Origin of the sequence: Mangrovicoccus sp. HB161399, assembly GCF_013184745.1 — a bacterium.
Classification (GTDB): domain Bacteria; phylum Pseudomonadota; class Alphaproteobacteria; order Rhodobacterales; family Rhodobacteraceae; genus Mangrovicoccus.
Genome location: NZ_JAATVU010000012.1, coordinates 13,883 through 33,595, shown reverse-complemented (window position 1 = coordinate 33,595; position 19,713 = coordinate 13,883). Strand labels below are relative to the sequence as shown.

General features: G+C 69.5%; 13 protein-coding genes. 6 read left to right on the top strand and 7 right to left on the bottom strand.

Going from position 1 to position 19,713, the window contains the following annotated elements; all coding sequences use genetic code 11:
• Nucleotides 1–929 precede the first annotated feature (929 nt).
• The 6 genes from HCC78_RS08965 to HCC78_RS08940 form a co-directional block, all read right to left on the bottom strand.
• On the bottom strand, nucleotides 930–2,165 hold the full coding sequence (locus HCC78_RS08965; protein ID WP_172328420.1) for a serine hydrolase: 1,236 nt from the start codon (nucleotides 2,163–2,165) through the stop codon (nucleotides 930–932).
• Between the two features lie 74 nt (nucleotides 2,166–2,239).
• Entirely contained in the window at nucleotides 2,240–3,430 is a 1,191-nt protein-coding gene (locus HCC78_RS08960) for a serine hydrolase (protein WP_172328419.1), read from the bottom strand.
• 39 nt (nucleotides 3,431–3,469) lie between these two features.
• Entirely contained in the window at nucleotides 3,470–4,573 is a 1,104-nt protein-coding gene (locus HCC78_RS08955) for a serine hydrolase (protein ID WP_172328418.1), read from the bottom strand.
• A gap of 340 nt (nucleotides 4,574–4,913) precedes the next feature.
• Nucleotides 4,914–6,218: a TRAP transporter large permease gene (locus HCC78_RS08950; protein WP_172328417.1), complete on the bottom strand. Its 1,305-nt coding sequence runs from the start codon at nucleotides 6,216–6,218 to the stop codon at nucleotides 4,914–4,916.
• Nucleotide 6,219: 1 nt separating this feature from the next.
• Nucleotides 6,220–6,729, bottom strand: a complete 510-nt coding sequence (locus tag HCC78_RS08945; protein WP_172328416.1) for a TRAP transporter small permease — start codon at nucleotides 6,727–6,729, stop codon at nucleotides 6,220–6,222.
• A gap of 92 nt (nucleotides 6,730–6,821) precedes the next feature.
• Complete coding sequence (locus HCC78_RS08940) at nucleotides 6,822–7,802, bottom strand: TRAP transporter substrate-binding protein (RefSeq protein WP_172328415.1); 981 nt, start codon at nucleotides 7,800–7,802, stop codon at nucleotides 6,822–6,824.
• 262 nt (nucleotides 7,803–8,064) lie between these two features.
• Here HCC78_RS08940 and HCC78_RS08935 point away from each other — a divergent pair, with 262 nt between their 5' ends.
• From HCC78_RS08935 to HCC78_RS08925, 3 genes are all read left to right on the top strand, one after another.
• The gene (locus tag HCC78_RS08935; RefSeq protein WP_172328414.1) at nucleotides 8,065–8,964 is read left to right on the top strand and encodes a LysR family transcriptional regulator; all 900 of its coding nucleotides are present in this window, start codon (nucleotides 8,065–8,067) and stop codon (nucleotides 8,962–8,964) included.
• A 143-nt stretch (nucleotides 8,965–9,107) separates the two neighbouring features.
• The gene (locus HCC78_RS08930; RefSeq protein ID WP_172328413.1) at nucleotides 9,108–11,186 is read left to right on the top strand and encodes a hydantoinase/oxoprolinase family protein; all 2,079 of its coding nucleotides are present in this window, start codon (nucleotides 9,108–9,110) and stop codon (nucleotides 11,184–11,186) included.
• Between the two features lie 4 nt (nucleotides 11,187–11,190).
• The gene (locus tag HCC78_RS08925) at nucleotides 11,191–12,909 is read left to right on the top strand and encodes a hydantoinase B/oxoprolinase family protein (protein WP_172328412.1); all 1,719 of its coding nucleotides are present in this window, start codon (nucleotides 11,191–11,193) and stop codon (nucleotides 12,907–12,909) included.
• Between the two features lie 118 nt (nucleotides 12,910–13,027).
• Here HCC78_RS08925 and HCC78_RS08920 read toward each other — a convergent pair whose 3' ends face one another.
• On the bottom strand, nucleotides 13,028–14,830 hold the full coding sequence (locus HCC78_RS08920; protein WP_172328411.1) for a SulP family inorganic anion transporter: 1,803 nt from the start codon (nucleotides 14,828–14,830) through the stop codon (nucleotides 13,028–13,030).
• Between the two features lie 109 nt (nucleotides 14,831–14,939).
• Between HCC78_RS08920 and HCC78_RS08915 the strand changes: the two genes are divergently transcribed.
• From HCC78_RS08915 to HCC78_RS08905, 3 genes are all read left to right on the top strand, one after another.
• The gene (locus HCC78_RS08915; RefSeq protein ID WP_172328410.1) at nucleotides 14,940–15,851 is read left to right on the top strand and encodes a LysR family transcriptional regulator; all 912 of its coding nucleotides are present in this window, start codon (nucleotides 14,940–14,942) and stop codon (nucleotides 15,849–15,851) included.
• Nucleotides 15,852–15,943: 92 nt separating this feature from the next.
• Complete coding sequence (locus HCC78_RS08910; protein WP_172328409.1) at nucleotides 15,944–17,629, top strand: sulfatase-like hydrolase/transferase; 1,686 nt, start codon at nucleotides 15,944–15,946, stop codon at nucleotides 17,627–17,629.
• On the top strand, nucleotides 17,607–19,703 hold the full coding sequence (locus HCC78_RS08905; protein WP_172328408.1) for a TRAP transporter fused permease subunit: 2,097 nt from the start codon (nucleotides 17,607–17,609) through the stop codon (nucleotides 19,701–19,703). Before HCC78_RS08910 ends, HCC78_RS08905 begins: the two co-directional genes overlap by 23 nt.
• The last annotated feature ends 10 nt before the right edge of the window (nucleotides 19,704–19,713 follow it).

Here is a 19,713-nt window from a genome sequence, read left to right as displayed (position 1 = left end):
GACAATGTCCGGAGACAGGCGCTTGAGCGGTGCGCTGGAGGGCAAGCCGCAGGAGCAGGGGAGCCGGGGAGCTCGAGCGGGCCTGCCGCTGGAGTCTGCGGTCTGCGGAAGTCCGGGCCAGCGGAACCGAGCGTGGCAATTGCTGTCCGGCCAACATGCTCTTGCGCGGGCACAGACCGCTGGCGGCTTGCCGCCGCGAGGAATGCCGGCGTTGGCGCATCTTGCGCCCAGGGCCGGCCGGAGAACCGGGGAATGCGGCGGCGACAGGTCCGATCGGGGCGGTCGGCGCGGAAGGACTCTGGACCAAGTCGATTGCCGTGGCCGCGCCCTGCGCGGCAATGGCTGGGATGGGACCGGCCTTGCATGTTGTCCCGGATCTGCGTCCGCAGGACGTCAGGAGAAAATTGGGCAGCGGTACAGAACGCGGGCGCGACTGGTCATCGGGAGGGGCCGCAAGAGATTGCCTGCCAGGCGATCGAGATGCCGAGGCCGCCGCCTCCCACGTCCAGCGCGGCGCGGCCGGCATCGGGACAATGAAGATTTCCGACCCGGCCGGTCCGTCCAGCCCAAGCCATGTGTTCCGCGCACCGGCATGGCCGTGCCGCCCTTGGTTCATCCGGACACGGGCTGGCCACCGGCAGTCCGGGGGCGGGCCGAAGGGGATTGTCCTCCGCAGAGCGGTGCCGGATGGTTTCGCCATGCTGCGGGTCCGTCTCGGCGCCAAGCCCTGTCGTTGGCCCCTCGCGGCGCCAGCGTTCGGGGAGGCGGCCGGGCAGGTCTTTCATGGCGGGCGGCGGCGCCGGACGGGAGGCCCTGCAATGGCCCACCGCGAGGCGCCGACGGGAGGCCCGGCCGGTCAAGGGACAGGGGTCCACGCCGCTGGCGGCGGGGAAAGCACGCCGGGCCGCGCGGCCTCTCCTGAGAGCCCGTCAGCGGGGCGCCGGTGTTCCGGCCTTCTCCGCCAGCGCCCGCTTGTAGGCCGAGATCATCAGCGGCAGGAACTGGTCCTCGTCCTCCGGCGGCTGGCTGTTGGTGGCGCCGGTGACGATCAGGTCGTCCCCGGGGGAGTAGAGGAAGGCCACGCGGTAGCCCAGGGTCATGCCGAGGTAGTAGTAGAGCGGTTCCAGCCCCCGCCCGGTGATCCGCACGATGCCCAGCGTGAAGCCCCGGGGGTCCTCCTCGGTGACATCGTCGATAGGCTGCCCGGTTGCCATCGAGACAGGCTGCACGAATTCCGCCAGCTGCGCCTCGGGAAGGACCTTGCCCGCGAAGACCGCGCGGATCCAGATGGCCAGCTCGCGCGGCGTCGCGACGATTCCCCCGGCCGGTCCCGCCCAGCTGACATCCGCTGCCTTGACGTCTCGCCCGATCATCGGCGCCAGCTCGCTTTCCGCGCAGCCGGGATCGTAGAGCGTGCAGGCCGGATTGCGGAAATAGCCGCTGGCCATCCGCGCCAGCACGGGGCCGGTGTAGGCCTTCTCTTCGTAATAGGTGTCGGACAGCCCGGCAGGCTGGAACAGCAGCGATTGCAGCGCGTCCCTGTAGGACAGGCCAGAAGCCTTCTCGGCGATCATCCCGGCAAGCAGGTAGTTGGTGTTGGAGTAGAAATAGCCGCTGGGCACCGGCAGGTCGTCCTGCCCGTCCGGGTAGGCGAAGTCCACCAGCTCGTCCATCGTGAAGTGGCGGTCCGGGGCGCCGACGAAATAGCCGTTCATCCGAGAGGTTTCCGAATAGGTCGGAATGCCGCTGATCATGTGCAGGAGCTCGGCGATGGTCACATCCTTCCAGGCCGGATACTGCGGCAGCCAGTCCCCGACCGTGTCGCTGATGGAGAGCTTGCCGCGGGCCTCGAGCGCGAGGATCAGCGCGCCGGTGAAGCCCTTGGTGTTGCTGCCGATCTGGTAGAGTGTGGTCGCCGTGACCGGGACGTCGCCACCCTTTTCCGTGGTGCCCGAATAGACCGAGATCTCGGGCCCGGCGCTGCCGAGGCCGACGAACAGCGCGGCGCCGGAATTGCCCTCGGCCGCGCTGCGCTCCGCCAGGTAGCTGTCCAGCTCCGACTGCAGGTCCTCCGCCAGCCCGGCGGAGGCCGCCTGCGCGCCGAGGAGGAGCGGCAGGGCCGCCAGTGATGCAAGGGGCAGCCTCGCCCGCCGTGAAAGTGCCATGTCCCTGGAATCTCCGTTCTGGATTGGGGGGCGGGGGCATCCCCGGCCGAGAATTGCCGCGGTCCGGCCTGGCGCTAGCGCATCGGCGGCGGGCTGGCGGGGTGCAGCTGCGCCGCGATCAGGCGGACGGTCTCGTCGGCCCAGTTCGGGATCGCCCCGCTCCAGTCGGCGACCGAGTCCCGGCGGTAGGTGGCCGCTGCCGCAACGGTGATCCGGCCGGTCTCCGACCGCTCCTCGGGCAGGGTGCCGACCGAGGCGGCATACCCGCCGAACAGCGGCGTCTGGAACACCCAGTCGCCCTGCAGCATGGTGCCGAGCCCGTAGCTGAAGGCCCCGGTCAGCTCGTGGCACCCGCGGCATCCCGGCAGCGGCGCACCGAAGCCGATCAGGTCGGGGGCGATCATCTGCGCGCGCGACTCCGCCGAGAGGAACCCATCATGGCCGACGATCTCGTCGAAGCTGCGGGCCATGTCGGAGATGGTGGTGACCTGGATGGCGCCGCTGGGCAGCGTCCAGGACGGGTTCCAGTAGGTCGCGTCCTCCCAGATGCCGCGCTCGGCGGTGAAGGCGTGGATCGCGGGCTCCGGGATTTCCGCGGTGTCGGAGCCGTAGGTTCCCGCCAGTTCCAGAGGGCCGAGGATCCGCTCCTGCATCAGATCGTGCAGCGGCCGCCCGGCAGCGGCCTCCAGGACCTGGCCGAGGATGACGTAGCCGCTGTGCGAATAGTCCCAGTTTGCCCCCGGCGCGAAGAGCCGCGGCGAGGAAAGGCTGACGGCGATCAGCTCCTGCGGGCTCCATGGCGCGAAGGGATCTTCGAGGAAGGGCAGGACGAAGCGCTCCTCGTCGGCGACATGGTCGGGATAGCCGGCCGTCATGTTGGCCAGCATCCGGATGGTGGTGCGGTCGCCGCCGGGAAGATCGGGCAGCCAGCGGGCGATGGGGGCGTCCAGATCGATCGCCCCGTCTTCGGCAAGGCGCAGGGCCAGCGCCGCGACATAGGCCAGCCCGACCGCCCCGTTGCGGAAGCGGCCCTCCGGCGTCGCGGGCACCCCGGCCATCGCCTCGCCGAAGGCCTCGGTCAGCACCGCCGTGCCGCCGATGCGGACCTCGAGGACCAGCGCGGCCAGATGGCGGCGCTCGATCTGGTCCCGGGCGATGCTCCGGAGCGTCTCAAGCTCTGCCGGTGCCAGCCCGTCCGCCCCGCCGGAGGACGGCCCCGCGGCGATCAGGCAGGCGAGGGCCAGGGCGGGGATATACGCACGCATCGCAAGTCTCCTTTCCGGCGGGCCCCCGGCCCGTCCGCATCAATGGCCGGTGTATTCGTGGCCGAGGGCGGCCGAGAGGGCGGTGAAGACCCGCACGGCGGGCGTGTAGCAGGCGTAGTCCGCCGAGTTGCCGGGCAGGACATCCGCGTCGCCGCAATCGCCGGAGAGGATGTCGCTGTTGGCCTGTACCGCGACGGTCGTATCGCTGGCCGTGTCGTAGAAGAGCGTGGTGGTGAAACCCGGCTCGGAGCCGCCATGGCCGATCCACCCGTCCACGCATCCCAGCGCGATTCCGTAGCCCAGCGGCTCGGGGAAGGCGGTCAGCCGTGCCTCCTGCGCCGCCGCGCCCAGCAGCCCCTGGCCGGTGCCGAGCGCCCTGCCATAGACCAGCAGGTCGTCGATGGTGGAGACGAGGTCGCCGGTCGCCCAGCTCCAGGACGGGTTCCAGCCGGTCGCATTCGCGGCCGCCTCGGGATGGTCCTCCAGCCCCTGCAGCGTGAACCCTTGCGGATGGGGATCGGGCAGGTCCGGGCTGGTGCCGGGAGAGAAGGTGTCGGAGATCCCCAGCGGGCCGAAGATCCCCTGCCGGTAGAGTTCGGCGAGCGGTTCGCCGGCCACCTTCTCGATGACCAAGCCGAGCAGCACGATGTTGGAATTGGAATAGTCGAAACGGTCGCCGGGCTCGAACAGGGGCGACTCGGGGATGGCATAGCCCAGCAGCTGCTCCGTCGTGAACACGGTGTCGGGATGGCCGAACAGCTGGTGCTGGAAGCTGTCCAGCACCGTGTAGCTGATGACGCCGCTCGTCATGTTCGCCAGCTCCCGCAGCGTGATCCGGCCGCCGTTGGGGATGCCCGCGACATAGGTGCCGATCGTGTCGTCGAGGGACAGCAGGCCGCGCTCGGCGAGCTGCATCAGGATGGTGCCGGTATAGGTCTTGGTGACCGAGCCGATGCGGGTGAACATGCCGGGTTCCATCGGCGCGCCGCTGTCGGGATCGGCCAGGCCGTAGGCCGCCTTCCAGTAGCCTTCGGGCGTGCGGATGCCGGCGATGACGCCGGGGGCGGCCACCTGCGGCAGAACGCTGCGGACGGCGGCGTCAAGCTCCGCGGCCAGCGCGTCCGGCAGCGGCGTTTCCGCCATGGCGGCTGTCGGGGCCCTGGTGATGACGGCGGCCGGGTCGGCGACGCAGGCCGTCTCCCCGGCTGCGGCCGCCGTGGCAAGGCAGGCGGCGAGGGCCGCGGCTGCCAGCCGACCTGCGGCGGCACCGGGCGCGGATGGTCTGCTGGAGGACGTCAAATGCACGCTGTCCCTTCCGGAAAAATGTCGATCTGGTCACGTATCGTGCCTATCAAATGTTTCCGCCGCGGATGGATTTTTCCGCGGAATTGATACACTTGGCCGCGGCTGTGCCCGCCGGGGGCTCAGTTGCAGGCTCTTTCGCGGCCCGGACGCCCGAAAGGGTCCGGGCCGCGCGGGCCGGTCACCGCATCATGAGGCCGGGCAGGAAGGTGACGATCGCGGGGAAGAGCACGATCAGGACCACGGCAAGCAGCAGCAGCCCGACGAAGGGTAGGGTCGCCTTCGTGACCTCCCAGATGCTGGCGCCGGTGATCGACTTCAGGATGAACAGGTTGAAGCCGACCGGCGGCGTGATCTGGGCGCATTCGATGACGATCACCGCGTAGATGCCGAACCACAGCGGGTCGATCCCGGCGGTGGCGATCATCGGCAGGATGACCGGCGAGGTCAGCACGAGGATCGAGTTGCCCTCCAGGAAGCAGCCGAGAGCCAGGAAGACGACCGTCAGCACCGCCAGCAGCGCGTAGTTCGACAGCTGCAGGCTGTCGACCCAGCCCGCCAGCGCCCGCGGGATGTCCGCGAAGCCGACCGAGATCGACAGCACCGCCGCCGTGCCGATGATGAAGGAGATCATGCAGGAGATCCGCGTCGCCGACAGCAGCGACTCCATGAACATCCTGCGGTCGAGGCGGCGGTTCCAGGCGGCCAGCGCCAGCGCCCCGGCAATGCCCAGTGTCGCGGCCTCGGTGGGCGTGGCGATGCCCGCATAGATCGCCGAGATCACCGCGACGATCAGCCCGACCACCGGCAGCAGGTCGCGCGAGGCGCGCAGCTTCTCGCCCAGCGTGGTCGGCGGCTCCGGCTGGCCTGCGAGCGCGGGATTGCGCAGCGACCAGAGCGCGATGAAGCCGGAGAACAGCGCGACCAGCATCAGCCCGGGCAGGATGCCGGCGATGAACAGCCGCGCCACGGATTGCTGCGCGATCACGCCGTAGACGATCATCACGATCGAGGGCGGGATCATCAGCCCGAACGTGCCCGAGCCCGCCAGCGATCCGATCATCATCCGGCGGTCGTAGCCGCGCTTGGTCAGCTCGGGGATGCTCATCCGCCCGACCGTGGCGCAGGTCACCGAGGACGATCCCGCCACTGCCGCCATAACCCCGCAGCCGACGACATTGACGTGCATCAGCCCGCCGGGCCAGCGGCGCAGCCAGGGCGCAAGCCCCGAGAACAGGCTGGCCGACAGGCCCGCGCGGGTCAGGATCTCGCCCATCCAGATGAACAGCGGCAGCGCGGTCAGCGCCCAGTTCCAGCTTGCGTCCCAGAGCGTCGAGGGCATGATGGAGCCGGGATCGACCGGAGTGCAGAAGGCGAAGACCAGGATGCCGCCTACGATCAGCGCGATGCCGATCCAGACGCCGGTAACGAGCAGGAGGGTCAGGGTTGCGGCCAGCAGGAGCGAGGCGCCGATCACCGGGTCCATGTCACTCGTGCCCCGATCCGCCGTGCAGCACGTAGTCCGGCGTGCCCCCGGTCAGCACCACGGCCAGCTGCTCGGCGAAGCCGACGGCCAGCACCGCCAGCCCGGCGGCCACGCCGCTCTGCGGGATCCACAGCGGCATCGCCGCGAGCCCGGGGCTGAGATCGCCGTAGATGTAGGTCTCCCAGGTGAAGCCGGCCATGTGCCAGGCGGCATAGCCGGAGGCGCCGAGCCCGACCAGGCAGCACCAGGCCTCCAGCCAGCGCCGTCCCGCCTTGGGCAGCGCGTTGGACAGCATCGCGACGCGCACATGGCCGCCGTTCACGAAGGTATGGGCCAGCCCGAGGAAGGTGGAGGCGGCCAGGCAGAAGCCGGCCAGCTCGATGCTCTCCAGCGGAATGCCGAGCTGCCGCGCGACCACCTGCGCCAGGGTCAGCACGGCGATCATCGCCAGGAACCCGGCGGCGGCATAGCCGCAGGCGGTATAGAGCAGATGCAGGTATCTACGGATCAACGGACTCTCCTTGTGGGGCAGCGTCGGGCAGGGGGCTGCGGGCGCGGCAGCCGGAACCGCCCGAGGGCCGTCCCGGCTGCCGCGGGCCCGGATCAATCGGCGGCCATGTAGGCGGCCAGGACGGCCTTCTGCGCCTCATCGGCATCCGCCGCCCAGGCCTCGGCCATCTCGGCGCCGATCGCGTCCAGCTTCGCCATCAGCTCGGGGCTGGCCTCGGTGATGGTCATGCCGTGCTCCTTGAGCGTCGCGATGGTCTCCTCGTTGGCGGCGGCGCTCATCTCGTAGCCGCGCACGGTGGCGGCCTCGCCCGCGGCGACCAGCGCCTCCTGAACGGCCGGGTCCAGCTTGTCGAAGGCCTTCTTGTTCACGACGATGGCGTTCTTCGAGAAGATCGAGCCCGCATAGGTGAAGTACTGCGCGTAGTCCCAGGCCTGTATGTCGACGCCGGTCTGCGCCGAGGTGAAGAGCGCGTCGATCAGCCCGGTGGAGAAGGCCTGCGGCACTTCGGCGAAGGGCAGGATGGTCGCCTGGAAGCCGAGCTTCTGCGCCATGTCCTGGGTGGACTTGGAATAGATGCGGATCTTGACGTCCTGGAACTCGCTGCCGTCGGTCACCGGGAACTTGGTGTAGAAGCCCTGCCCGGGCCAGGGCGTGAAGCCGAGCAGCTTCATGCCCTTCTCGTCGAAGATCTTGTCCAGGTAGGGCTTCTGCGCCGCCATCAGCTTCGCGGCATGGTCGTAGTCGCCGGCCAGCGCGGGGACCGAGTCGAGCAGGTACATCGGGTCCTCGTTGCCGTAGATGCCCAGGCGGATCTCGCCGATGGCCACCTGGCCGGACTGCACCGCGCGCTTGACGGCGTCGAGCTTGATCAGCTCGTCATTGGGCCGCAGGTCGATCTTCAGGGCGCCGTCGGTCGCGGTCTGGACCTCGTCGATGAACATGCGCACGTTCTTGGTGAAGAAGTTGGTCTCGGGATAGCCCGTCGCCATGGTCCAGGTGGTTTCCGCGGAAGCCGCACCGGCGAGGAGGCCAAGCGCCAAGGTCGCTCCGGAGAGCTTGCTGATCAGTCCCATTTTCTTTTTCCCTGTTGTTCCGCCCGCTATGGCTGCGGGCTGCTGTCTGCCCCGTGCGGAACCGGTCCCGCCGCGGCACCGCCATTTCCGGCGAAAAATCCGATAGTTGCAAATCCGATTTATTTCTCGATTCTATCAGGATTGATGATCCTCGGCATCGGAGGCCCTTGCCGCGGCAGCGCGCCGCACGCCTGCGCAGACCGGGGGCAGGATGCCCGGAAAACGGGCGCAACCGGGACGGCGCCCGCCAGGAAGGACGGCCTTGCAGATCACGCTGAAGCATCTGGAGGCCTTCATCTGGGTCGCCACGCTGCAGAGCTTCCGCCGCGCGGCGGAGCAGCTGAACACGACGCAGCCCAACATCTCGAACCGGCTGAACAGCCTGGAGGCCATGGTGGGGACCCGGCTGTTCGAGCGCGATGCAGGTTCCGTCAGGATCACCCAGTCGGGCCAGGCGCTGCTGCCGCTCGCCGAGCGGGTGGTCGCCTCGGTCGACCAGTTCCGCGCCGCAGCCGCGGGCGAGCAGTCGGTCACCCGGCTGCGGCTCGGCGTGACCGAGGTGGTGGCGCTGACCTGGCTGCGCGACTATCTGCGGATCATGCGCGAACGAATGCCGAAAGTGCTGATCGAGGTGCGCATCGACTTCACCAGCGCGCTGCGCCCGTTGCTGATGGAACGCGCCATCGACCTGGCCTTCCTGAACGGACCGCTGTCGCCCTATGACGTCCGGAACCACGAGCTGGGCAGCGTGCCCTTCGTCTGGGTCGGCAGGCCCGGCGCCTCGCCGTCGCGGGAGCGGCATCTGGATTTCGCGCAGCTCGGCGCCTGGCCGCTTCTCGCAGTCGGCGCCAGCACGCGCTCCTTTACCGAATTGCAGCGCGTGATCGAAATGACCGGTGCGCCCGAAACCCAGATCATCGCCTCAAGCAGCCTCGCGACCTGCCACCAGATGGCGCTCGACGGGCTCGGCGCCGCACTCGTGCCGGATGTGATCGTGCGGCCGGACATCGCGATGGGCGCGCTCGAGCTGCTCGACTGCGACTGGCTGCCCTCGCCGATGAATTTCACCGCCTCCTATCTGGCCCGGCCGGTCAGCCATGTCGTCACGGCCGCCGCCGAAACCGCCCGCGAGGTCGCGCGCTGGCAGGTCCGCGCAGGCTAGGGGCGCTTAGGATCAGGAAATTCTATCCATTCCAGAAAGGAAAATAATTCGACGCAATCGTCGGACTGGGCCACCATCGGCTCGAAAGGCCGGGTCCCGCGCTATGCAGGTCCCGGCCTGTGCTCCGATGATCCGGGAAAGACATGACGACTGCTACACTGAGCGCCGATATCGGCGGCACCTTCACCGATGTCGTGCTCGAAACGGCCGACGGGCTGGTCTCCACCAAGGTCCTGACCACCTATGATGCGCCCGAGCGCGCCATCCTCGCAGGCATGGCCACGGTCTGCGCCCGCGCGGGCGTGACGCCCGAGCAGATCGGCCGGGTGATCCACGGCACCACGCTGGCCACCAATGCGCTGATCGAGCGGCGCGGCGCGCGCACCGCGCTGATCACCACCGAGGGCTTCCGCGACGTCATCGAGATGCGCACCGAAAGCCGTTTCGAGCAATACGACCTGAACCTGGTGCTGCCCGAGCCGCTGCTGCCGCGGAACCGCCGCTATGTGCTGCGCGAACGGATCGACGCCACCGGACAGGTCCGCATCGCGCCCTCCGCGGAGGAGATCGCCGCGGTCGTCGCGCAGATCCGCGCGGGCGGCTATGAAAGCGTCGCGGTGGGCTTCCTGCATTCCTACGTGAACCCCGCGCATGAGCAGGCGATGCGCGACGCGCTGCTGGCGGAACTGCCCGGGCTGGTGGTGTCGCTCTCCTGCGAGGTCTCGCCGCAGATGCGCGAATACGAGCGGTTCAACACCACCATCGCCAATGCCTATGTCAAGCCGATGATGAAGGGCTATCTGGCCAATCTGCAGCGGCGGCTGGCGGAGGCGGGCTGCGCCGCGCCGGTCTATCTGATGCATTCCGGCGGCGGGATCATCAGCCTCGAGGGCGCAGCGGAATTCCCGGTCAGGCTCGTCGAGTCCGGCCCCGCCGGCGGTGCCATCTTCGCCGCGCATGTCGCTGCGGCGCACGGCGCGGAGAAGGTGCTGTCCTTCGACATGGGCGGCACGACCGCCAAGATCTGCCTGATCAAGGGCCAGACGCCGAAGACCGCGCGGGTCTTCGAGGTGGCGCGCACCTACCGCTTCAAGAAGGGGTCGGGCATGCCGATCTCGATCCCGGTGATCGACATGGTGGAGATCGGCGCGGGCGGCGGCTCGCTGGCCCATGTCGACAGCATGAACCAGATCCGGGTGGGGCCGGAAAGCGCGGGATCGGAGCCGGGCCCGGCCTGCTACGGCCGCGGCGGCACCCGTCCCGCGGTCACCGATGCCGACCTGATGCTGGGGCGGCTCGATGCCGGGAACTTCGCCGGCGGCGCCTTCGCGCTCGACCCCTCCGCCTCGGCGGCGGCGCTGGACGGCGTGGTCGGCGGCGCGCTGGGGCTCGACACCGCAGGCGCGGCCTTCGGCATCTCCGAGGTGGTCGACGAGAACATGGCCAATGCCGCCCGGGTCCATGCCGTCGAGAACGGCGAGGACCTGTCGGGCTACACGATGATCGCCTTCGGCGGGGCGGCGCCGCTCCATGCCGGGCGGCTCTGCGAGAAGCTGGGGATCGGCACGCTGCTGGTGCCGCCGGGCGCGGGCGTCGGCTCGGCCATCGGCTTCCTGCGCGCGCCCTTCAGCTTCGAGGCGACCCGCACCGTGCCCCTGCGCCTGTCGGAATTCGATCCCCCGGCGGTGCGCGGCCTGCTGGCCGCGCTGCGTGCCGAGGCGACCGGCTTCGTCGAGGACTGCGCGCCGGGCCTGGCTGTCGAGGCCGGGTACCGCGCCTATCTGCGCTATGTCGGCCAGGGCTGGGAAATCCCGGTTGAGCTGCCGCTTGCGCTGGCCGAGGCGCCCGATGCGGACGGGTTCCGCGCGCTGTTCGAGGCGGAGTACGAACGGCTGTTCTCGCGCCGGGTCGAGGGGCTCGACATCGAGGTCACCGTCTGGGCCGTCAATGCCACCACGCCGAAGCCGCGCCCCGACCCGGTCGCCGCCCCGGCGGCGGCGGACGGCTGGAGCCCCGGCGCCACGCGGACGGTCTTCGATCCGGCGCTGGAGCGCATGGTCGAGGCCGCCGTGGCCCGCCGCGAGGAGCTGATCCCGGGGCGCCGCATCGACGGGCCGGCGGTGATCTGGGAGGACGAAACCACCATCATCGTGCCCTCGAGCCGCAGCGCGACCTGCCGCGCCGACGGCTGCATCGAACTGACCCTGAAAGCGGAGGCCTGATCCGATGAGCGAAGCAAAGCTGTCCACCGTCGCGCTGCAGGTCGGCTGGAACCGCCTGATCTCGGTGGTGGAGGAACAGGCGCAGGCACTGGTGCGCACCGCCTTCTCGACATCGGTGCGCGAGGCGGGCGATCTCTCCGCGGGCGTCTACGATCCCGAGGCGCGGATGCTCGCCCAGGCCGTCACCGGCACGCCCGGCCACGTGAACGCCATGGCCGAGGCGGTGGCGCATTTCGTCACTGATATCGGCCCGGAGAACATCTTCGAGGGCGACATCTACATCACCAACGATCCCTGGAAGGGGACCGGGCACCTGCATGACATAACGGTGGTGACGCCCTCCTTCCGCGCGGGCCGGCTGGTGGGCTTCTTCGCCTGCACCGCGCATGTGACGGATATCGGCGGGCGCGGCTTCACCGCCGATGCGAACTCGGTCTACGAGGAAGGCCTGTTCATCCCGATCATGAAATTCGCCGAGCGCGGAGAGATCGACCGGGCCTTCGTGCATCTGCTGCGCGCGAATGTGCGCGAGCCCGACCAGCTTGTCGGCGATGTCCATGCGCTGGCCACCTGCAACGACATCGGCCACCGGCGGCTGATGGACATGATGGACGAGTTCGGCATGGACGGGCTCGGCCAGCTCTCGGACTTCATCCTCGGCAACTCCCGCCGCGCGACGCTGGCGCGCATCGCCGAGCTGCCGAAGGGTAGCGCCGAGGGCGCGATGCGGCTCGACGGCTACGACCATCCGATCGACCTGAAGGTCAGGCTGACGGTGGGCGAAGAGGACGTGCTGTGCGACTTCGCGGGCACGTCCGGGCTCGACAGCCACGGCATCAACGTGCCGCTGATCTACACCAAGGCCTATGCCTGCTACGCGATCAAATGCGCCATCGCGCCCGACATTCCGAACAATGCCGCCTCGCTTGCGCCGTTCCGGATCGCCGCCGAGGAGAATTCCATCGTCCACGCGCTGCATCCGGCGCCGGTCGCGATGCGCCATATCGTCGGGCACACCATCCCCGATACCGTCTATGACGCGCTGGAAAAGCTCCTGCCGGGGCGGCTGCCCGCGCCGGGATCGGGGGCGCTGTGCAACTTCCAGCTTTCCCTGCGCCCGGCCAGCGAGGCAGCGCGGCGTGACGGCGCGCGGCGGGCGGAGGTGCTTTGCTTCAATTCCGGCGGCTCGGGCGCGCGGCCCGGGCTCGACGGCATGAACACCACGGCCTTCCCCTCGGGCGTCATGACCATGCCGGTCGAGGCCTCCGAACAGGCCGGGCCGGTGATCATCTGGCGCAAGGAATTCCGCCCCGACAGCGGCGGGCCGGGGTGCCAGCGCGGGGGGCTGGGCCAGCACATGACCGTCGGCGCCCGCGACGGCCATGTCTACGACATGTCGGTGATGCTCGACCGGATCGACCACCCGGCGCCCGGCCGGGCGGGCGGCGGCGACGGCGCGCCGACGCAGATCGGGCTGGAAGACGGCGGCACGCTGCGCGGCAAGGGGCGGCAGCCGATCCCCGAAGGCGTGCGCGTGGTGATGGCCTTCGCCGGCGGTGCCGGCCACGGAGCGGCGGCGGAGCGCGACCCGGCGGCGGTGCGGCGCGACCTTGCGCTCGGCTACATCTCGGCGGAGGCCGCGCGGGACGTCTACGGTCTGGACGAGGCCGAAATCGGCCGGGTGCTGGCGCTTGCCGCGGCCGGGGACCTGCCCGGCAGCTGACCCGCGCCGCGTGCCGCCGGGAGGCTCCGGGCCCTTCATCCAAGGGGCCCGGCAGACTTGGCGGCCGCTTGCCCCGGACGCATCCCCGCAGGCTGTCATCCGGCCTGCAGTCCGCCCTTCAATCCCGGCCAGCGGCGCAGGGCGGCGCGGGTGCGGGCCTGCCGGAGCATTCCCGGAAGATCCGGGCGGTGCATCCGGCGCAGACGCTGCCGTCGAGCAGCGGCAGGACTTCGGCGATCGCATCGCGCTTCGACAGGTGGATGTATTCCTTGGTGAGCGCCTTCAGCACCTTGAAGCGCGCCAGCTTCGAGATCGTGCGCGGCGTCTTGGTCTGAAGGTGGAACGAGCCGCCGCGGCCATGGCGGCGCGCCGCCTCCTCGATCAGGAGGTCGGCCCCGGGCATGTCGATCTCGCCCACGCCCTTGACGATGAAGATCATGTGTTTCTGCGCCGCGCGCTCGATCTCGAAGCGGCGGAACTGGCGGCGGACATGCTCCACCGAACCGAAATAGAGCGGCCCGTCGAGCCGCGAGATCAGGAGCTGCGGGCATTGCCGCAGGTTGTTGGCCGCCGCGTTCTTGAACACACGGGTCGGGGTCGAGGGATCGGGCGCGCCGACGCCGACGAAGGGCTGCGAGGTCTTGCGCAGGAACAGGCCCAGCGACAGCAGCACCCCGGCATAGATGGAGAATTCCAGGTCGATCAGCAGCGCGGCGGCGAAGGTGACCGCGGCCACGGCGCTTTCCTCGCGCGAGGTGGTCAGGATGTGGCGGATCTCGCGCAGGTCGATCAGCCGCGCGGCCACCAGCAGGATGACCCCGGCCATGGCCGCGAGCGGCACGTAGGTCAGGAACGGCGCGACGAGAAGCAGGATCAGGAACAGGAAGACCGCGGACAGGATGGCGGCAAGCGGCGTGACGGCGCCGCTGTCGTAGTTCACGCCCGAGCGGGTGAAGGAGGCGGAGCCGGGATAGCAGTGGAACAGGCTGCCCGCGATGTTCGACAGGCCCTGGCCGGTGAACTCGCGGTTGCCGTCGATCATCTGGCCGGATTTCAGCGCCAGCGCGCGGGCGACCGACATGGCCTCGAGCAGGCCGACGATGGCGATTGCCATCGCGGCGGAACCGAAATCGCGCAGCGTGTCGGGGCGGATCGCGGGCAGGCCGAAGCTGGGCACGACGCTGTCGATGGCGCCCAGGGTCTCGATCCCCGACTCTGCCCCGCCGAACCAGATCCCCAGTGCCGTGGCCAGCGCCAGCGCAATCAGGTAGTTCGGCCATGCGGGACGGACGGCCCGGATCGCCAGCCCCGCGGCGATGGCGGTCAGCGCGATGCAGGCCGCGTGCCAGTCGGCGTCGCGGAGCCCCCCGGCGAGCCCGCCGAAGAAGGCGCCCAGATGGTCCGGCCGCGGCAGCTCCACGCCGAGCGCGGTGTCGATCTGGCTGAGCGCGATCAGGATCGCGGCGCCGGCCACGAAGCCGGTCATCACCGAGTGCGACACGAAATCGACCAGAACCCCCATGCGCGCCAGCCCCATGGCCAGCTGCAGGATGCCGACCAGCAGCGACAGCGCGATTGCCGCCTCGATGAAGGCGGGCGATCCGGGAACAAGCGTCCCGGCCAGCGCCCCGAAGACCAGCGCCGAGATCGCGGTGGCGGGGCCCGACACGGCATGCCAGCTCGATCCGGCCAGCGCGGCGACGATGGTGGTGACCATGGCGGTGTAGAAGCCGTATTCCGGCGGCAGGCCGGCGATGGCGGCGAATGCCACGCCCTGCGGCAGGACCAGCGTCGCGCCGGTCAGCCCGGCGATGACATCCGCACGGAAGCTGGCCGGCGTCACCCGCCCGGCCCAGTCCGGCACCAGCCGCCTGCGCCAGCTGCGCCGCCCGGTGCGTGCCTGTCCGCCGACTGCTGCCATTGCCGCTCCTCCATTCCCTGCGGGCCGGGCTAGCGGCAGGAGGCCGCGGCTGCTAGGCTGGAAAAATTCACGGGTATGAATTCCGGGAATAGGTGCGCGGGGAGGCGCCATGATCAAGCTGCAGCATGTCGAGATGCTTCTCGCGATCGAGCAGGCGGGCAGCATCCGCGCGGCCTCGAAGCTCCTGGGCCGGACGCAGCCTGCAGTGACCAAGGCGCTGCGCCAGGCCGAGGCCGAGCTGGGGGCGGCGATCTTCAAGCGCGCGCCCAGCGGCGTTGCCGTCACCGAGGAGGGCAAGCCGATCCTGCGCCGCGCCCGGATCATCCAGTCCGAGCTGCGCAAGATGGAGGACGAGATCGCCCAGCGGCGCGGCGAGGGCACCGGACGGCTGAACATCACCGTCTCGCCATTGGCTGCCAGCCGCCTGATTGCCGGGGCGATCAAGCGGTTCCGCCGCCGCTTCCCCGGCGTGCATGTCCAGATCAGCGGCGGGCACGAGCCGATCGCCTTCGGCCCGGTGCGCGACGGCATCGTCGATCTGGTCGTCGGCCCCGAGCCGCAGGGCAAGGACGCCGCGGGACTGTCGCTGCAATTCCTGGTCGAGACGCCGATCGTGGTGATCACCGGGGCCGGGTCGCGCTGGAGCGGGGCCACGCAGATGGCGGACCTGGCCGCCGGCGACTGGATCATGATCGGCACGCGGGCGCGGCTGCCCTACCTGCAGCGCCATTTCATCCGCCGGGGGCTGGAGCCGCCGGAACCGATGGTGACCTCGGATTCGATCACCAGCGTCCTGTCGATGGTCCAGGACAGCGACTTCCTCTGCACCTTTCCCCAGCTGCTGCTGGAACAGACGCTCGCGCATTGGCGCATCCGCCAGATCGCGCTGGCCGAGCCGCTGGCGCCCGCGCGGATCGCGATCGTCACCTCGTCCGAGCGGCCGCCGACCCCGGCGCTCCAGTATTTCTGCGACTGCCTCTCCCAGGCGGCATTGAACGCGTTCGGCCAGGGTATGCCCTGAGGGAATACCCATGAACTTTCGCATTCTCCCGCTGGAGGCAGCCAGCGGGTAGGCAGCACCCATCCGGAGGTCAGGTGCGGGGGAGGCGCGCGATGAACATCCTTTTCGTCATGTATGACCAGCTGCGGTTCGACTATCTCAGCTGCGCGGGCCATCCGCATCTTCACACGCCGAATTTCGACCGCGTCGCGGCGCGCGGCGTGCGCTTCACCAATGCCTATGTCCAGTCGCCGATCTGCGGCGCGTCGCGGATGAGCTTCTACACCGGGCGCTACGTGTCCTCGCACGGGGCGCAGTGGAACGGGTTTCCGCTGCGCGTGGGCGAGCTGACGCTGGGCGACCACCTGCGCGAGGCCGGGATGGATTGCTGGCTGCTGGGCAAGACCCACATGAAGGCCGATGCCAAGGGCATGGCGCGGCTGGGGCTGGCGCCCGACAGCGTGATCGGCGCGCGGCAGGCCGATTGCGGCTTCGACGCCTGGGCCCGCGACGACGGTCTCTGGGCCGAGGGGCCGGACGGGGCCTATGACGCCAAGCGTTCTCCCTACAACGAATATCTCCGCGCGCAGGGCTATGACGGCGACAACCCCTGGGCCGATTACGCCAATGCCGGCGTCGAGAATGGCGGCAAGGCCTCGGGCTGGATGTTCATGAATGCCGACAAGCCGGCGAACATCCGCGAGGAGGACAGCGAGACCCCCTGGCTGACCTCGGAGGCGATCCGCTTCATCGACCAGGCCGAAGGCCGCTGGTGCGCGCATGTCTCGTTCATCAAGCCGCACTGGCCCTATATCGTGCCCGAGCCCTATCACGGCATGTACGGCACCGATCATCTGCTGCCGCCGGTCCGCTGCAAGAGCGAGCTGGAAAACCCGCATCCGGTGCTGGGCGCATACCATGACACCAAGGTCGCCGACGCCTTCCGCCGCGACGAGGTGCGCGAGAAGGTGATCCCGGCCTATATGGGCCTGATCAAGCAGTGCGACGACCAGCTCGGGCGACTGCTCGACCATCTCGAGGCCACTGGCCGGATGGACGACACGATGATCGTGCTGACCTCGGACCATGGCGACTATCTCGGCGACCACTGGCTGGGCGAGAAGGATTTCTTCCACGAGGCGGCGGTGAAGATCCCGATGATTATCTGCGACCCGCGCGCGGAGGCCGACGCCACCCGGGGCACGGCCTGCGATGCGCTGGTCGAGGCGATCGACCTTGCCGCCACCTTCGTCGAGGCAGCGGGCGGCACGGTGCCGGAGCATGTCATCGAGGGCCGCTCGCTGATGCCCTGGCTGCGCGGCGAGACGCCCCCGGATTGGCGTGGCTATGTCATCTCGGAATACGACTATTCCGTCACGCCCCGCTGTGCCGCGCTCGGTGTCGCGCCGCGGGACGCGCGGATCTTCATGGTGTTCGACGGGCGCTGGAAGCTCATCCATTTCGAAGGCGGCTTCCGGCCGATGCTCTTCGACCTGGAGACCGATCCCGGCGAATACACCGACCTGGGGGCGGAGGAGGCCCACGGGGACCAGGCCGCGCGGCTCTATGGCTGCCTTGCGCAGTGGGGCCGGCGCATGTCGCAGCGGGTGACGATGTCGGATGGCGACATCGCCGCCGCGCGCGGCCGGTCGATGCGGCGGGGGGTGCTGCCCTTCCTGGTGGACGGCAGCGAAGTGCCGCCGGAATTCACCGAGAGGTACCGCGGCCCCGCCCGCCACACTTACGTCAACGCGAACATGGTCGAGGAGGAGCGCCATGACACAGGAACCCAGGGCTGACGCCCAGCTGCCGGACAAGCATCTGGCAGATGCGATCGCGGTGCTCTTCGCGGCCGTCATCGTGCTCTATGCCGCATCCGGCCCCATCAGCGAGGCCGTGCGCTGGCTCATCGAGGCCACGACCCCGGCCTTCGAGGAACTCAGCCGCCGCGATCAGCGGATGCTGCTGCGCGAGCACTGGCTCGGCGCCGGCTACCGCGCCTTCGAGCAGTCGGTTCTGCTGCCGACCGGGCTGATCATCGGCCTGCCGATCGTGCTGAGCTTCGTCGTCACGCTGCTGACGCTGCACCGCGGGCGCGGCCTGCGCTGGATCAACTGGACGCTGGCCGGGCTGTCGGTGATGGCCTTCGCCAGCTGGATCGCGGTGATCTTCGGCTCGGATGCGGGCGTTCTGCCCTCGGCCGGGCCCTGGGATTTCGCCATGTTCCTGCTGGCCACGGCGATCACGCTCTACCTGACCTACCGGCTCTTCGGCGGGTTCATCGTCGCCTTCTGCCTGTTCTGGATCGTCTATTTCTTCGTGAAGGGCGACTTGCCGGCCTGGACCGGGATCCTCGCGGGCTCGGAGGCGACCGTCGGCCAGAACCTGCGCCAGATGGTGCTGCAGTTCTGGGCGCAGACCGGAGGCATGTTCGGCCAGCCGATCCAGGTCGTGACCGGCAACGTGCTGATCTTCATCGTCTTCGGCGCGGTGCTGATGGCCAGCGGAGCAGGCGACCTGCTGATGAAGATCGCCAACCGCCTGACCGGCGGGCTCACGGGCGGCGCGGCCCATGCGGCGGTGGCCTCCTCGGCGCTTTTCGGCACGCTTTCCGGCGCGGCGATCTCCAATGTGGTCTCCACCGGCGTGATGACGATCCCGGTGATCCGCAAGTCCGGCTTCAAGCCCGCCTTCGCCGGCGCGGTCGAGGCTGCCGCCTCCACCGGCGGTCAGATCATGCCGCCGGTGATGGGCGTCGTCGCCTTCTTCGTGGCGGGGCAGATCGGGCTGGAATACCGCTACATCGTGGTCGCCGCGATCCTGCCTGCGATCTTCTACTACCTCGGCACCTTCCTGGCGGTCTATTTCGAGGCCCGCCGCCTCGGCATCGGCGCCCTGCCGGACAGCGAGCGTCCGAAGCTCAGCCGCGCCGAATGGGTGCAGTGCCTGGTCTTCGTCGCGCCGCTGGGCACGCTCAGCTACTTCCTCTTCGCGCAGCCTTCCGTGCCGAAGGCGGGCTTCTACGGCCTGGTGGTGGCGCTGGCCGCGGCGGCGATCCTGTTCAGGGAATTCCGCTCGGGCCGCAAGATCTTCCGCGCCTTCGTCGATGCGGGCCGGATGGCCGCCTCGATCGTGGTGATCGTCACCGCCATCGGCCTGATCGTCGGGCTGATCCAGACCTCGGGCTTTGCCGGGCGGCTGTCGCTGCTGCTGGCGCAGGTGGCCAGCGGACCGCTGCCGCTCGTGCTGGCGGTCGTCGCGCTCGGCGCCATCGTGCTGGGCATGGGGCTGCCGCCGGGGGCGACCTACTTCATCATCGTGATCGCGCTGAGTTCCGGCATCGACACGGTGGGGATCGCGCCGCTGACCCTGCATCTCTTCGTGGTGATCTTCGCGATGATGTCGACGGTCACGCCGCCCGTGGCGCTTGCCGCCTTCGCCGCCGCGCCGATCGCCGGCGCCGATCCGATCCGCACCGGGTTCAACGCGGCCAAGATCGCGCTGGCGGGCTTCGTGATCCCCTTCGTCTTCGTCTACCACCCGGCGGTGCTCTACAAGCTGCAGGTGGTGTTCGAATGGTTCGGCGAAGATCCGGTCAGTTCCAAGGCGATGATCGACGTCTCGACCGTCAGCTGGATGGATTTCGGCTGGATCGTGGCGGCCTTCACGCTGGCCATGTGGCTGATCCAGTCGGCGCTGGCAGGCTTCGACCGCGACAGGCTCGACCCGGTCCAGAGGGTCCTGCGCCTTGCCGTCGGCGCGGCGGTGCTGATGCCGCAGATGGCGATTGCCGCGCCTGCCGCACTCGCCGGGCTCGGGCTGATCGCCCTGAATGTCACCAAGGCCCGCCGCACGGCGGTCCTGCCGGCCTGATCCGGCACGC